Consider the following 15479-nt stretch of genomic DNA (forward strand, 5'->3'; position numbering starts at 1 on the left):
ACGATTCGTTAAGTATTCGCTCCGTATGCTCGCGGTTCCCGGTCTCTCTTCGGTCACCAGAAGCCTATGTCGCGCTCCACCTCTTCACTGTTTCTGCTTGCCGCCCTGCTGTTTTTCTTCGCCTTGGGCAATCACCAACTGCAAGGCTCCACCGAGGCCCGAGTGGCCGGGATCGCCATGGAAATGCACCTGGATAACGACTGGGTGACGCCCCGGTTGTTCGGTGAACCTTTTCTGGAAAAACCACCCCTGAGCCTCTGGCTCGATGCCGGGGCGATCCGCGCATTCGGCGGCACGCCATGGGCCGAGCGGTTGGCGTCGGCATTTGCAGGATTGTTCAGCGTGATGGTCCTTTACGCGATGTTGCGCAAGTTCGGCCGGCCCAAGGCAATTGCCTGGACGGCGGGGATTCTGCTGGCGACCATGGCCAGCTACTGGAGCAACGTACGCGCCGTCGGTGAAGACGCGTTACTCGCCCTTGGCGTGACCCTGGCGCTGCTGGCGTTCTTTCAAGGACATCGACACGCAAACCTGGCCAACGCACTGCTATTTGCCGCAGGCATTGCCATCGCTACGTTGAGTAAAGGCGTGTTGGGCCTGGCGATGCCGGGGGTGGTGATCTTTGCGTTTCTGCTGGCCGAGAGCCTGATGGACAAGCGCTTGAAGGTCTCGGACTGGCTGCGCCCCGGCTTGTTGACGCTGCTGGGTTTGGTGCCGCTGATGATCTGGCTCGCGGTGCTGTACCTGCGCGATGGCACCCAGGCCGTGGCGGACGTGTTGCTGACCAACAGTGTCGGACGCTTCAGCGGTTCCTTTGTCGAAGCGGGGCATCACGAACCGTTCTATTACTACCTGGCCAAACTGCCGCAAGCGTTTCTGCCCTGGAACATTCTGGTGTACCTGGGGCTGTGGCATTTCCGCAAAAGCCTGATGGCCAATCGTTACCTGTTGTTCTTCACGCTGTGGGTGCTGGCGCAGTTCGTCATGCTGACCTTGGCCTCGAGCAAACGCACGGTGTACCTGATGTCCATAACGCCCGCAGCGGCGGTCATCGCCGCCGAGTACGCGAGCGTCTTGTATGAAAGGCTGAAGGCGCGGGAAACCGCCTCGACGTTACTCGGCCGCATTGCCCGCCATCGTCAGGGCATGGCCGTTGGCGCGATGACCGTGGTGATCGCAAACTACCTCGCCGCCGCGCAATGGGTATTGCCTCAGGCGGATCGCTACGAGTCTTTCCTGCCACTGATCGAGCAGATTCAGACGACGCAAAGCAACGGGCAGCAGGTCGCGATGTTCCAGGCCAGTGAGCGGGCGGGTGGCGCCAGCGTGTTCTATACGCAAAATGTGCTCAAGGGGCTGGATACCGAGGCGCAGCTGCATGAATTCTTGAGCGCTTCACCGTCCAACGTGGCGGTTATGGGTGGCGATGCCGAACCGGCCGCACCGTTGAAAGTGCTCAAGACTGTGAAGGTGGGGCGACAGGTTTACTATTTCGTCGGCAGTGATTCATCGTTTTTCGTCGCAGGACATGTCCTACCTGTCGATGAGACAGAGAAGAAATCTCCCACAGGTATTTAAGGTTGTGGCTCGGAAGCGGGCTCTCTAGTCTTGGGTTGTCACTGAAAACTCAGTGATCGGGTGTGAGAACCCGGCAACTCATAGTCATCCAGTGCCAGCATCTGCATAATTGCCGCCAGCTTTTTTCGCTGTCTGTAAATGCGTTATGGCGGCTGTGTGCGGGCAGACTTTGGTCTGGCCGGGTGACCTATGACCGGTTTTCTCACCTCGCACATAGCTGCCACCTCTTCGCCGTGTGAGAAACGGCAAGTGGTGGCTCCAACGTCATAGGTATACGTCCTTGGATAAGTTGATCCCCGATCCCCCAGTTACCAAACCCTATCGCCCCAGCCCCTTTTTCACGGTCCTTCCCGACATCCGCACCGAAAGCCTTCTCGCCCACGCCTGCGAGTCATTGGCTTCAGCCAGCGTCATGGCGAGCGATTTCGCCACCGACCTGACCGGCCCCCAGCGCAACACGGCGCTGGCCATTGCGCAGATCATCATGCTGGCGGAGTTGGCGGTGAACCGCGCGCTGGATAACGTTGATCCGCAGGGGTAGGCAGGCTTACCGCGTCATCGTTCATCGCGAGCAGGCTCACTTCCACAGTGGATCTTCGGTGCACAAAATCAGTGTTCACACCGATCCACTGTGGGAGCGAGCCTGCTCGCGAAGGACGTTAACGATAACGCGTTCTTCCTGAATAAACGCGTTGCTCTCAAGTCCATCGCGAGCAAGCTCGCTCCTACACTCCCAGCCCACACCCATTCCAGATACAAAAAAACCCGCCATCCCTATTCGGATGGCGGGTTTTTTCATCAACAATTTAATTCAACTGGCCGTCTGAGCCGCCAACGCCGGTTTTTCATGCTTTTTCAGGATCGGCACGTCCAGCCGCGCTCGCCCATAAAACGCCAACGCCGTCAGCAAACACGCCAGCCACACGAAGATCCCGGACCAGAAGGTGTGGGACATGTAGTGCCAGCCTTGCAGAACCCGCGTCGTGCCGTAGACGAAACCAAGCAACAGCGAGCCGTACATAATGGCTTTGGAAAAGCGCCATTGGTAGCGGCGTGCCACGAAGTACAGCGCCAACATAGTGAAACCGCCCGAGGCATGCCCGCCCGGCCAGCAACGGCCATCGCCGGCTTCCTTGAACAGCTGGAAGTTGTCGTACCACTCTATATGGGCCATTTTCCCACCGTAGAGCGTCGTTTCAATCGGGCAATACACGCTGGTGTGCGACTTGAGGAAATGGATCACACCGGTGCAAATCGCAAACGCGACCACCACAAACCAAAAATCCCGACGATGAGCGCTGGCGAACCGGAGCACCGGGGCGGCTTTGCACCGCTCCAGAAAGCTGCCAAGGCGCGGATGCTTTTGCGTGTTGATCAACGGCCAGATCAACGACAGTATCGCGCCGATTATGGCAATTTCACCGGTCCAGTTCGGAATGATGCGCGCCCACTTATGGGTGATCTTTTCAAATAAGCGAACATGCTCGAGCGGAAAGCTCTTGGTGACCGGATCAAAAAAAAGATTGCTGAAAGCAATGTCGATTTTGGTCATGTCGAACATCAGGAAAACCACGGCCGCACAGGCCAGTGGAATACCGAAGTTCGCCCAATAAAAACGGTTACGAGAAGCAGTCAGCATTGTGTGTCCAGGTCCAGAGGGAGATGGGGAAAACTCATTCAGTGGTCACCGAGTGCCAGTCCGAAGCCTCGATAAAACCGAGCATGTGCGGTGCCTGAGACGCCTTCGCAGAAACAAACAAAGACGCTCCATAACCCAGCGTGGAGGTCGGCAAATTGAGGTCTTTCTCAAGTTGATCCATGCATTCGCTGTGGGTCACCAGAATCAGGTTGCGCCCGGCCACCTTATGCGCCAGCGCATCACGCAACATGGTGCCCTTGCAGCTGATCAACCAATCCTCGCCAGCGCCAACCTTGTTGAACATGAAACCGGCCGTTTGTGACGTACGAAGCATCGGACTGTTGTAAATATCTGCATGGTTCAAGCCCAGCCGTTCAAACTGCGCCCCGACTTCCACCGCAACGCTGCGCGAACGCTCGGTAATGCCATCGTTGCCAGTCAGGCAAGCGGCGTGGGAATGATCGCAGCGTTCGACGTGGCGCACCAGCACAATCATGTCACCCTTGGCCCAACCGTCAACCAGCGCCTTGGCTCCGACCACGTTGCCATTGGCCAGGTCCGGCACAGCGGCCGGATGCAGCAGCCAGAGCGTCAGCGGAACGACCAACAGTGCCGAGGCCAGCACCGCGGCCGCCGTGCGATGGCGGGCCCAGCGGCTCAGATCAATCGAGCGTTTTATCCCGAACAGACTCAGTCTCAATTCCACATCAAGCCGCCTCGCCGGCACGCATTTCTTTAATTCGATGCGCGAGGTTATAGAGGTTCGCGTCGGCAGGTAGTGAAACACATGTGAAAAAAAGCTTAAGAACACCATCAAAAGATCGCAGCCTGCGTTTCCCTGTAGGAGCTGCCGCAGGCTGCGATCTTTTGATCTTGACCTACAAAATCCTTTCAGCTCTCGCGTTTGCTGCCGATACAAACGTGCTTACAAACCTTGCTGGCGCCCAAAAACAACAATCTTCCAGCCAACTGACGATCAAGAAACACAACGTTCCTGGAGGAATTTTGATGAATAGCTGGTTCGGCAATATCAGCGTAAACCTGAAACTGGGCCTGGGATTCGGCCTGGTCCTGGCGTTAACGTGCGTCCTCGCCCTGACGGGCTGGACAAGCCTGGGCGGGTTGATTGACCGCAGCAACTGGATGAGCGACATCACCCAGCTCAATGCCGGTCTGACCAAGCTGCGCGTGGTTCGCCTGCAATACATGCTGACCAACGGCGACGAAACGGCCGCGCAGACCGTGCAGACCACCCTTGAAGCCTTCTCGGCTCAACAACAATCGCTGCTGGCGAAATTCAAGAGCCCGGAAAACCTGAAGTTGCTCAAGGCGCAAGGCGAGGTCATTGAGGCCTACAGAACGTCCCTGAATAAAATGCGCAGTGCGTACCGCACCGGCAACAGCGCGCGCGATGCCATGGGAGTCAACGCCGACACGGCCAACTCGCTGATCAACGCCATCGATACTCGCGTGCAGCAGATGCCTGCAAGCGACCAGCGCTTTGAACAATTCCAGGCCATCACGGCCGCCAGCGAAGCCTTCTTGCTGGCGCGCTATGAAGTGCGCGGCTACACCGCGACCACCAACGCCGAGACCGAGCAAAAAGCCGTTGGTCAGGTGGACGCGGCCATCGCCAGCCTGAAAACGCTCAATGTGCAGTTCGCCGACGTCCAGCTGGACGCCTTGCGTCAGCTGGAAACCGCGCTGATCAATTACCGCAGCGCCTTGCAGGCCTACAAGGCCGCCAACAACGATGCGGTGCAAGCGCGTCAGGAAATGACCGACCAGGGCGCCACCATCGTGTCCCTGAGCGATCAGCTGTATCAGATCCAGCTCGACCGCCGTGACGCCGAAAGCGCCCAGGCCCGCACCTTGCAACTGGTCAGCACGTTGCTGGCGTTGCTGGTCGGCGTCATTGCTGCAGTGATCATCACCCGTCAAATCACCGGCCCCTTGCGCGAGACGCTGGCAGTGGTCGAGTGTATTGCCAGCGGCGACCTGTCCCAGGACGTCAAGGTGACTCGCCGCGACGAACTCGGCGTGTTGCAACAAGGTATCGCGCGCATGGGCGTGACCCTGCGCGACTTGATCAGCGGCATCCGCGACGGCGTCACCCAGATCGCCAGCGCGGCCGAAGAGCTGTCGGCCGTGACCGGGCAAACCAGCGCCGGGGTCAACAGTCAGAAGATCGAGACCGATCAGGTGGCCACCGCCATGCACGAAATGACGGCCACCGTGCAGGAAGTCGCGCGCAATGCCGAGCAAGCCTCTCAAGCCGCCGCCGCGGCTGACGGTGAAGCTCGCGAAGGCGACAAGGTCGTCAACGAAGCCATCGCCCAGATTGAGCGTCTGGCCAGCGAAGTGGTGCGTTCCACCGAAGCGATGAGCGTGTTGCAACAGGAAAGCGACAAGATTGGCAGCGTCATGGACGTGATCAAGGCCGTGGCCGAACAAACCAACTTGCTGGCACTCAACGCCGCCATCGAAGCCGCGCGGGCGGGCGAAGCCGGTCGTGGTTTTGCGGTGGTTGCCGACGAAGTCCGTGGCCTGGCCCAGCGCACGCAGAAATCCACCGAAGAAATCGAAGGGTTGGTGGCCGGTCTGCAGAACGGCACTCAGCAAGTGTCGGCGGTGATGAACAACAGCCGCGTCCTGACCGACAGCAGCGTCGCGCTGACTCGCAAGGCCGGGGTATCACTGGAAAACATCACCCGCACGGTGTCCAACATCCAGTCGATGAACCAGCAAATCGCCGCCGCGGCCGAGCAACAAAGCGCCGTGGCCGAAGAGATCAGCCGCAGCATCATCAACGTACGCGACGTGTCCGAACAGACCGCCGCCGCCAGCGACGAAACCGCCAAGTCCAGTGTTGAACTGGCACGGCTGGGGAATCAGTTGCAGATGATGGTCAGCCACTTTCGGGTCTGACCTTCACTTTGCAGTGAATGAAAGGCCCATTCGCGAGCAAGCCCGCTCCCACTCTGAATCGGCGTCGACCACCTAACCGTGGTACGACGTAAATCCAGTGTGGGAGCGAGCTTGCTCGCGATGAGGACCTGATAACCGACATCAAACCCGACTATAAGACCGCTGCCACCACCCCTGCGCCCGAATCTGCCGCCCCAGCACATCCATCAGATCCATCACATTCCCTTCCCCGCCTGTTCTAGCGAGAAGGCAGCTCCAACTCCACGCCTGTATCGGCGCCGAATCGGCGAATCAGACGAGCTTCTTCTTCCATCGAACGGCCATTACGGTCTGCCGCTATGCGCAATTGCTCATAGAGCTGATGTTCAAGATTGCCAATGGTGAAACTGGACTAGCATGAGGCGTCAGTTGTTCCTGCCACCTCAAACACAAATCGCATTGGTAAACACCAACCGATTCCCGAACGGGTCAATCACGGTCATGTCCTGGCTGCCCCACGGCATCGCCTGAATCTGTGGACGCGCAAACTGATATTCCTTGGCCAGCAGTTGCTGCTGGAAGACTTCCAGTTCATCGGTCTCGATCCGTACGGCCGAGCCCGGTGTCGCGTCGCCGTGATGCTCGGACAAATGCAGCACGCACTCGCCGCGAGAGACTTGCAGGTACAGCGGGAAGTTGGCTTCGAAGCGGTGCTGCCAGTCGACCTTGAATCCCAGGAAGTCGACGTAGAACTCCACTGCCTTGGCTTCATCGAAAATTCGCAGGATCGGGGTGGTTTTGCCGAAGCTCATGAAGTTGCTCCCAGACTGGAAAGGCCCAGAATGTAGCTGGGCTAGTGTCAGCGCTTCGGCTTGGCGATGGCTTTCTTTAATTGCAATGTGCCACTACGTGAAGCAGTTCAAAAGATCGTCCGAACGCCGCCCCCTGTAGGAGCGAGCTTGCTCGCGATGGCGTGTCAGTCGACATCAATGTAGCTGACACACCTTCGCGAGCAAGCTCGCTCCTACATCAATGAAAACCTGCGCGCAAATCCCCTTCCCGCGCCAGAAACCGCCCTTCCCTTCTACCGTTCGCCTGACCTTCGCTGTAGCTCAACACACCGTTAACCCACACCCCATCAATCCCTTCCGCCGCCCGTTGCGGGTCATTGAAGTCGGCGACGTCGCGAATGGTCGCGGGATCAAACAACACCAGGTCCGCCCAATGTCCCTCACGAATTTCGCCCCGTTCCTTCAAGCCAAATCGCGCGGCCGACAGCCCGGTCATTTTGTGCACCGCCGTGTGCAGCGGAAACAGCCCCACATCGCGACTGAAATGCCCGAGTACGCGTGGGAATGCGCCCCACAAGCGAGGATGCGGGAATGGATCTTCCGGCAATCCGTCAGAGCCAACCATCGATAACGGATGCGCGAGGATTCTTCGTACATCGGACTCGTCCATTCCGTAGTACACCGCGCCGGCCGGCTGCAATCGGCGGGCGGCATCCAGCAGCGGCACGCCCCATTCGGCGGCGATGTCCATCAGGTCGCGGCCGCCCAGTTCCGGGTGCGGCGTCGACCAGGTGATGGTGATGCGATGGGCGTCGGTAACTTGCTTGAGGTCCAGGGTCGAAGAACTCGCCGCATAGGGATAACAATCGCAGCCCACCGGGTGGGTTTTCGCCGCGTGTTCGAGCGATGCCAGCAGTTGTGGACTGCGCCCCCAGTTACCGGCGCCCGCACATTTGAGGTGGGAAATGATCACTGGCGATTTCGCATGCCGGCCGATCTGGAACGCCTCGTCCATGGCCTCCAGCACCGGTTCGAATTCGCTGCGCAAATGAGTGGTGTAGACCGCGCCGAATGCTGTCAGCTCTTCGGTCAGTTGCATGACTTCGTCGGTCGAGGCCGAGAAGGCGCTGGCGTAGGCAAGCCCTGTGGACAAGCCCAATGCGCCGGCCTCCAGGCTTTCTCGTAACTGTTCGCGCATCGCGCTGATCTCATCCGGCGTGGCGGTGCGAAACAGGTCGTCGAGGTGGTTGCTGCGCAACGCGGTGTGGCCGACCAGTGCCGCGACGTTCAGCGTGGTGTTCGCCGCTTCGACCGCCGCGCGGTAATCGCTGAAGGTCGGATAAACAAACGCCGCCGCCGTCCCGAGCAGGTTCATCGGGTCCGGCGGTTCGCCCTTCAAACTCACCGGCGAAGCGCTGATCCCGCAGTTGCCGACAATCACCGTGGTCACACCCTGGCTGAGCTTGGGCAGCATCTGCGGCTGGCGGATCACCACCGTGTCGTCGTGGGTGTGCACGTCGATGAAACCCGGTGCCAGCACACGGCCGGCCGCATCGATTTCTTCGGTGGCGGTGGCATCGTGCAAATCGCCGATGCGCGCGATGCGGCCGTTCAGAATGGCCACGTCGGCGGGGTAGCCGGGGCGGTTGCTGCCGTCGATGATCAAGGCGTTGCGAATCAGCGTGTCGTACATCATGTCAGTCTCCCAGCGGCAAGTGATCGTCGCCGCCGCGGTAATCGTCGAGGGCGAGTTTGATCCGCCGCAGACGTTCTTGATTGTCTTCAGGATTGGCCAGCGCCAGCTCGGTGGCAAGCACGTCGATGGCCAGCAGCATGCCGTAGCGTGCCGCCGTGGGTTTGTAGATAAACGAAGTTTCGACGCCTTGCAGCGGCAACAGCACATCGGCCAATTGCGCCAGCGGCGAATCGGCCCGGGTGATCGCGACAATGCGTGCGCCGTAGCTGCGCGCCAGCTCAACAGCTTCGATGAGTTCGGGGGTGATGCCGGTCAGCGAGCAGGCAATGACGGCGCGCCCGGCATCGAGGCTGGCGGCGGTGACGCGCATCATCACCGGGTCGTGGCACACCGCAATCGGGTAGCCGAATCGCACCAGCCGCACTTGCAGCTCATCACTGCACAAGGTCGAGCAACCGCCCATGCCGAACGCGTGAATCATCCGCGCCTTGCCCAGCAACTTCACCGCATCGACGAAACGTGACTCATCGAACGCCGACAGATGCTGACGCAAGGTCGACTCGATATCACCGACGATCTGCCCGTAAAACGCCGACTGCTCGGGCGTGCCTGCCGGGTCCAGAAAGCGACTGCCGACCCCACTCGCCTGGGCCAGTTGCAGGCGCAAGTCGCGCAAGTCACGGCAGCCCACCGTGCGGGCGAAACGCGATAGCGTGGCGGTGCTGACTTCCGCTCTCAGCGCCAGCTCATCGAGGCTGGCGGCAGAGGCAAACCCGACGTCGTCGAGCATCAACCGAGCGATGCGTCCTTCCCCGGCGCTGAAAGAGTCCTGACGGGCGCGGATCTGGTAGAGGATGTCCATGGCAGGCGGCTCCGGTTAAATCAGGTAAGAGAGACCGACGGTCAGACCGAACGCGACCACTGAAATCAGGGTCTCGAGCACGGTCCAGGTCTTGAAGGTCTGGACAACGGTCATGTTGAAGTATTCCTTGATCAACCAGAAGCCGCCGTCGTTGACGTGGGAAAAGATAACCGAGCCGGCGCCGGTCGCCAGCACCAACAACTCCGGGTGCGGATAACCCAGCCCCATCGCCACCGGCGCGACAATCCCCGAGGCAGTGGTCATGGCCACGGTGGCGGACCCGGTGGCGATGCGCATCAATGCCGCGAACAGCCAGCCCATGATCAGCGGCGACAGGTGAAATTCGTGGGCCAGGCTGACGATCTGGTCGGTGACCCCGGCGTCCACCAGAATCCGGTTCAAGCCGCCGCCCGCGCCGACCAGCAAGGTGATGCTGGCGGTCGGCGCCAGGCATTCGTGGGTGAATTTAAGGATCGATTCGCGGCTGAAGCCCTGGGCGATGCCAAGGGTCCAGAAGCTCAGCAAGGTGGCCAGCAGCAAGGCGATCACCGAGTTGCCGATGAACAAAAGGAACTGGTTGAAACCGCTGCCCGGCGTGGAGATCAGGTTGGCCCAACCGCCGATCAGCATCAGCACCACCGGCAGCAGAATGGTCGCCATGGTGATGCCGAACCCCGGCAGGCTGTCGCGCGGTTCACGGTCGAGGAACTGCCGTTCCAGCGGATTTTCCGCCGGCAGTTGAATGCGCGGCACGATGAATTTGGCGTACAGCGGACCGGCGATGATCGCGGTCGGGATGCCGATCAGAATCGCGTAGAGCAAGGTCTGTCCCACCGACGCCTGATAGACCTGCACCGCCAGCATCGCCGCCGGGTGCGGCGGCACCAGCGCATGCACCACCGACAGCCCGGCGACCATCGGCAAACCGACCATCAGGATCGACACGCCCACGCGCCGCGCCACGGTAAACGCAATCGGCACCAGCAACACAAAACCGACCTCGAAGAACAGCGGCAGCCCGACCAGGAAGGCGATGCAGACCATCGCCCAGTGCGCGTTTTTCTCACCAAACCGGTCGATCAAGGTGCGCGCCACCTGCTCGGCGCCACCGGACTCGGCCATCATCTTGCCGAGCATCGTGCCCAGCGCCACGACCAGCGCAATGTGCCCCAGGGTTTTGCCGACGCCGGCCTCGTAGGCGCCGACCACGCCGGACGCCGGCATCCCGGCCAGCAGCGCCAGGCCGATGGACACCAGGGTGATGACGATAAAGGGATTGAGTCGGTAACGAGCGATCAACACGATCAGCGCAATGATGGCGATGGCGGCATACACCAGCAGCCAATAGCCGAAGGACAGGGTCATGCGGTACTCCTCGAAAGGGTCACGTCGAATGGATTGTGAAACTCATAAAACATTTCGAGGCATGATTTTCAAACGAGGTGAAAGTTATTTTCGTGCAGGGGCAAGGAGTGTCGCTTATAGGTATGAGCAGGCGTGGGTTATGAAAATACGGCTAGCGAATTTTCAACAATCAGGCAGAGAAAACATGAAATATGGAATCTACCCCGCATGGCTGTAGGAGCGAGCTTGCTCGCGATAAATCTGACCCCGCGGCGTTCTCAGGCCTATCGCGAGCAAGCTCGCTCCTACACCCTTTAGTTGTATTCGCCCCCGGCGCGCTTGAGCATCTGCTTGCAGCGCTCCGAAAGGTGAAACACCCGTAGATGCTTGCCGGTTTTGGCGTAACGCTCCCGCAGGGTTTTTAGCGCGGCGATGGCCGAGTAGTCGACGAATCTCAGGTGACGACAATCGACCGTCACAACGGCGGGGTCATTGGCAGGATCGAATTGATTGAGGAAAGGCGCGGTCGAGGCGAAAAACAGCGTGCCGTGCAGGTGATAGTGCTTGCTGCCGTCAGCTTCCAGATGCACTTCGGCGTACAACTCGCGAGCTTGCTGCCAGGCAAAGTTGAGCGCCGCAATGATGATCCCGCACAGCACGGCAGTGGCCAGATCGGTGAACACCGTGATGACCGTTACCGCGACGATCACCAGAACATCGTTCAGCGGCACCTTGTTCAGCACCCGCAACGACGCCCAGGCAAACGTCTGCTGCGACACCACGAACATCACACCGACCAGTGCGGCCAGCGGGATGCGCTCGATCAGCGGCGAAAGAAACAGAATGAACAGCAGAATCAGCACACCGGCCACGGTACCCGACAGCCGTCCGTGGCCACCGGAACTGAGGTTGATCACCGTCTGGCCGATCATCGCGCAGCCACCCATCCCGCCAAACACACCGGAGACCATATTCGCGGCGCCCAGCGCCACACATTCGCGATCCGGGAAGCCACGGCTCTCGGTGATTTCGTCGGTGAGGTTCAGGGTCAGCAGGGTTTCGAGCAGGCCGACCAGCGCCATCAATATCGCGTAGGGGGCAATGATGCGCAGGGTTTCCAGGCTCCACGGAATGTCCGGCAGCGCAAACGTCGGCAAGCCGCCCGCGATGTGCGCCATGTCGCCCAAGGTGCGTGTCGGCAGGCCAAGCAGATACACCGCCAGGCCCACCCCCAGAATCGCCACCAGCGCTGGCGGCACCGCACGCGTCAAACGCGGCAGCAGATAAACAATCGCCATGGTCAGCGCCACCAGCCCCGTCATCACGTACAACGGCGTGCCACTGAGCCAGGTGTCCCCGCGCTTGAAATGCTCCAGTTGAGCCAAGGCAATGATGATCGCCAGCCCGTTGACGAAACCGAGCATCACCGGGTGCGGCACCATGCGCACCAGTTTGCCCAGCTTCAGCAGCCCGAACGCCAGCATGATCAACCCACCCAGCAACACGGTGGCCAGCAAATACTGCACGCCGTGCTGAACCACCAACGCGACAATCACCACCGCCATGGATCCGGCCGCGCCGGAGACCATGCCCGGCCGCCCGCCGAAGAGCGCGGTCAGGGTGCAAATGATGAATGCACCGTAAAGCCCCATCAATGGATTGAGGTGGGCAACCAGTGCGAAGGCGATGCATTCGGGCAGCAGGGCGAAAGACGTGGTGAGCCCCGCCAGGACATCGGCGCGCAGGTGTTTTGGTTTCATGGGTTGCCCAACGAAAAAAGAGCGGCGGATGTTACGGAATTGAGGGTGAGCCGGCCAGTTGTTGGGCTGCTGAAAATGCTTTCGCGAGCAAGCCCGCTCCCACAGTTGACCGCGTCGTTCGGTCTGACATCGGACTGATGTGGGAGCGGGCTTGCTCGCGAAGGCAGCGACGCGGTCTACAGCGAACTCACACCATCTCGTCACGAATCCATTCAACCACCGACGTCCGCTTCGGCACCCAGCCCAACAATTCACGCGCATGCTTGCCACGCACCCGGCTGTTGGAGCCCAAGCCATAGTTGGCCATTTCATAACCCCACTCGGCTTCGGCATCCTTGAGCGGCCAGTCTTGCGGTTCACCCATGTTCAACGCTTGCGCGATCGCAGTCGTCATGTCGATGAACGACGCTTCACCGCTTTCGACGAAGTAGAAGGTGCCCGGTACGTTTTTGCTCAGCGCCAGCAAGTACAGGGAAACCACGTCTTCGATGTGCACGTTGGACCAGATGTTCTGACCCGTACCGACATGCCGCACCACACCACTTTTGCGCGCCTGCTTCAGCAAGCGCGGCAGTTGCACGCTGTCGCGCTTCACGCCCAGGCTGTGGCCATAGATCAGCGTGTTGCAGATGACGGCGGAGTTCACGCCGTCCTTCGCCGCGGCGAGGATCAGGTTGTCGATGGCCACGCGGGCAGCCTTGTCGACGGTGGGCTCCGGCAAGTTGTCTTCGTAGTAAATGACGTCGCTGGATTTGCCGCCCGAGGCATCGCCGACGATGCTCGATCCGCTGGTGTGCAGGAACACTTTGTTGGAACCGCGCAGTGCATTGAGCAAGGCTTCCACCGCGCCACGGTGGTCACTGCTCGCGGCGTTGATCACGGCATCGGCAGCGCGGGCCTGTTCGGTTAATAGTGCGCTGTCATCAAGCGTGCCGATCACCGGGGTGATGCCCAGTGCGCTCAGCTCCTTGGCTTGTTCGGCGCTGCGCACCAGGCCGGTGACTTTGTGGCCCGCCTGGACCAGCCCGGTGGCGATGGAGCCGCCGATAAAACCGGCGGCACCGGTAACGAATACGTTCATGGAGAAACTCCCTGCGTGAATAAGTGATGTCACGAGTATCAACGCGTCATGACTGACGAAAAATCCCCATTGACCCAATTCACTCTTGCGCAGGGATCACGAATCAGCCTTGAAGTCCGTGTTCGCATACACCGCCAATTTGCCCTGGATGAAGTCCAGGAAGCATTGTATGCGTAGGGCAAGTTGCGAATTTCGGTAGTACACCGCGTTGATCGGCTGACGATAGCCACTGTTGAAATCCGCCAGCAACACCTGCAAGCGGCCAGCGCGGATGTCGTCGATGGTCATGTAGTGCGAGAGGCAGGCAATGCCCTGGCCTTCCAGCGCCAAGTGCCTGATCGTCTCGCCGCTGGACGCGCTGATCGACGCCTGGATCGGCCAGCGATCCCCATGCACATAGCGCAGCGGCCATTGATTGAGGCCCTCGTTCTGGGTAAAGCCCAACAAGGCATGCCCGGACAGGTCAGCCACTTCAACAGGCAGGCCGTGTTTTTCCAGGTACGCCGGGCTGGCGACGATGTGCAGCGGGCTGCAACCCAGCGAGCGGGCATGCAGGGTCGAGTCGGCCAGCGTGCCGATGCGGATGGCGATGTCAGTGCTTTGTTCGAGCAGGTCGATGATCAGGTCGTTGCTGTTGAGTTCGAGCTGGATGTCCGGATAGAGCCGGCGGAACTCATCAATGTACGGAACGATGGCGTGCAGCATGAACGGCGATGCCGCGTTGATCCGCAGACGCCCGGACGGGGTTTTCTGACGTGAATTGAGGCGTTCTTCGAGCTCGTCCATCTGGTCGAGAATCAATTTGGCGTGCTCGAAGAAATACTTGCCCTCCTCGGTCAGGTCCATGCGCCGCGTGGTGCGGTTGATCAGCGTGGTGTCCAGTTTCGCCTCGAGCCGCGACAGCGTGCGGCTGACCGCCGAAGGCGTTTGCCCGACCTGCTCGGCCGCGGCCGAGATCGAACCGCACTCGATCACACAGACGAAAATCTGCAACTCATCGGATCTGGCTTTCACGTGTGTCCTCTTTCGCGAATCGGCGTGGCATCAATCGCCAAGATCGCAGCCTTCGGCAGCTCCTACAAGGAGTTGCCGCAGGCTGCGATCTTTTCCGCCGTTGCGACGGATATTAGCCGGAAAACTTAAACAGACAGGCCGAACACCTCGTTCAAGTGCTGTTCATAGCGCACCACATCCGCCTCGATAGTCGGACGCTTCATCACGTCGACGCAGAGGAAGGTCGGCAGGGCGGTCATGCCGAGGAACTCGTTGGCCTTGTGGAACGGGAAGTACACCGCGTCCACGCCCTTGGCTTCGAAGAAGTCGGACGGGTCGTCGAAGGCTTGCTGCGGCGCGTTCCAGGTCAGCGACAAGAGGTACTGCTTACCCTGCACCAGACCGCCGCTGCCGTACTTTTGCGACGCGTCGGAGCGCGTGCGGCCATCGCTGGCGTAGAGGCTGCCATGGCCTTCGGTGAACACTTCGTCGATGTATTTCTTGACGGTCCACGGCGCGCCCATCCACCACCCCGGCATCTGATAAATGATCACGTCGGCCCAGAGGAATTTGGCGACTTCTTCCGCGACGTCGTAACCCTCGTCGATGAACGTGGCTTTTACGTCGATACCGCCGCGATCCAGCACACTCAGCGCGGTTTCATGCAGGGTGGTGTTGTAGCGGCCATCGGAGTGGGCGAATTGTTTGCCGCCATTGAGCAACAGGACTTTTTTCATGAGAAATCTCGGAAGGTTAGAAATTTGATGGCGGCAGGTTAGCGATCGACCTCACGCGGAGTAAGCCCGCAACCCGCAAAATTCATTTGAC

The 15479-nt window shown here is 60.0% G+C and carries 14 protein-coding genes and 1 pseudogene; 4 read left to right on the forward strand and 11 right to left on the reverse strand.

Annotated elements, in window-relative coordinates:
* The first annotated feature begins 66 nt into the window (after nucleotides 1-66).
* Both JFU37_RS09075 and JFU37_RS09080 read left to right on the forward strand, forming a co-directional pair.
* On the forward strand, nucleotides 67-1578 hold the full coding sequence (locus JFU37_RS09075) for an ArnT family glycosyltransferase (RefSeq protein WP_201114975.1): 1512 nt from the start codon (nucleotides 67-69) through the stop codon (nucleotides 1576-1578).
* 280 nt (nucleotides 1579-1858) lie between these two features.
* Entirely contained in the window at nucleotides 1859-2119 is a 261-nt protein-coding gene (locus JFU37_RS09080) for a DUF6124 family protein (RefSeq protein WP_201114976.1), read from the forward strand.
* Between the two features lie 270 nt (nucleotides 2120-2389).
* Here the strand turns inward: JFU37_RS09080 and JFU37_RS09085 are convergent, their stop codons facing one another.
* Nucleotides 2390-3217, reverse strand: coding sequence for a phosphatase PAP2 family protein (locus JFU37_RS09085; protein WP_201114977.1), 828 nt, complete (start codon nucleotides 3215-3217; stop codon nucleotides 2390-2392).
* Between the two features lie 34 nt (nucleotides 3218-3251).
* The gene (pmrG, locus tag JFU37_RS09090; protein WP_201114978.1) at nucleotides 3252-3923 is read right to left on the reverse strand and encodes a lipopolysaccharide core heptose(II)-phosphate phosphatase PmrG; all 672 of its coding nucleotides are present in this window, start codon (nucleotides 3921-3923) and stop codon (nucleotides 3252-3254) included.
* A 437-nt stretch (nucleotides 3924-4360) separates the two neighbouring features.
* Here pmrG and JFU37_RS31220 point away from each other — a divergent pair.
* Nucleotides 4361-5239: pseudogene (locus tag JFU37_RS31220) on the forward strand (methyl-accepting chemotaxis protein); the annotation flags it as partial.
* Nucleotides 5240-5440: 201 nt separating this feature from the next.
* Complete coding sequence (locus JFU37_RS31225) at nucleotides 5441-6145, forward strand: methyl-accepting chemotaxis protein (protein ID WP_446739438.1); 705 nt, start codon at nucleotides 5441-5443, stop codon at nucleotides 6143-6145.
* A gap of 238 nt (nucleotides 6146-6383) precedes the next feature.
* Here JFU37_RS31225 and JFU37_RS31125 read toward each other — a convergent pair whose 3' ends face one another.
* The 9 genes from JFU37_RS31125 to JFU37_RS09135 form a co-directional block, all read right to left on the reverse strand.
* Nucleotides 6384-6524 carry a FitA-like ribbon-helix-helix domain-containing protein gene (locus JFU37_RS31125; RefSeq protein ID WP_342214943.1) on the reverse strand — a complete coding sequence of 47 codons (141 nt, stop codon included), beginning with the start codon at nucleotides 6522-6524 and terminating at the stop codon, nucleotides 6384-6386.
* A 43-nt stretch (nucleotides 6525-6567) separates the two neighbouring features.
* A complete protein-coding gene (locus tag JFU37_RS09100) occupies nucleotides 6568-6936 on the reverse strand; it encodes a glyoxalase superfamily protein (RefSeq protein ID WP_201114980.1) in 369 nt (122 codons plus the stop codon).
* A gap of 217 nt (nucleotides 6937-7153) precedes the next feature.
* A complete protein-coding gene (locus tag JFU37_RS09105; RefSeq protein WP_201114981.1) occupies nucleotides 7154-8611 on the reverse strand; it encodes an N-acyl-D-amino-acid deacylase family protein in 1458 nt (485 codons plus the stop codon).
* A gap of 1 nt (nucleotide 8612) precedes the next feature.
* Entirely contained in the window at nucleotides 8613-9473 is an 861-nt protein-coding gene (locus tag JFU37_RS09110; RefSeq protein ID WP_201114982.1) for a MurR/RpiR family transcriptional regulator, read from the reverse strand.
* Between the two features lie 15 nt (nucleotides 9474-9488).
* Complete coding sequence (locus JFU37_RS09115; protein ID WP_201114983.1) at nucleotides 9489-10838, reverse strand: GntT/GntP/DsdX family permease; 1350 nt, start codon at nucleotides 10836-10838, stop codon at nucleotides 9489-9491.
* Between the two features lie 293 nt (nucleotides 10839-11131).
* Entirely contained in the window at nucleotides 11132-12577 is a 1446-nt protein-coding gene (locus tag JFU37_RS09120; protein ID WP_201114984.1) for a SulP family inorganic anion transporter, read from the reverse strand.
* Between the two features lie 187 nt (nucleotides 12578-12764).
* Nucleotides 12765-13658 carry an NAD-dependent epimerase/dehydratase family protein gene (locus JFU37_RS09125; protein ID WP_201114985.1) on the reverse strand — a complete coding sequence of 298 codons (894 nt, stop codon included), beginning with the start codon at nucleotides 13656-13658 and terminating at the stop codon, nucleotides 12765-12767.
* Between the two features lie 96 nt (nucleotides 13659-13754).
* Nucleotides 13755-14672: a LysR substrate-binding domain-containing protein gene (locus JFU37_RS09130; RefSeq protein WP_201114986.1), complete on the reverse strand. Its 918-nt coding sequence runs from the start codon at nucleotides 14670-14672 to the stop codon at nucleotides 13755-13757.
* Nucleotides 14673-14797: 125 nt separating this feature from the next.
* Nucleotides 14798-15388 (reverse strand): NAD(P)H-dependent oxidoreductase, encoded by a 591-nt coding sequence (locus tag JFU37_RS09135; RefSeq protein WP_201114987.1) that lies wholly within the window; start codon nucleotides 15386-15388, stop codon nucleotides 14798-14800.
* Nucleotides 15389-15479: the final 91 nt, after the last annotated feature.

Source organism: Pseudomonas sp. TH41 (assembly GCF_016650695.1).
Taxonomy (GTDB): domain Bacteria; phylum Pseudomonadota; class Gammaproteobacteria; order Pseudomonadales; family Pseudomonadaceae; genus Aquipseudomonas.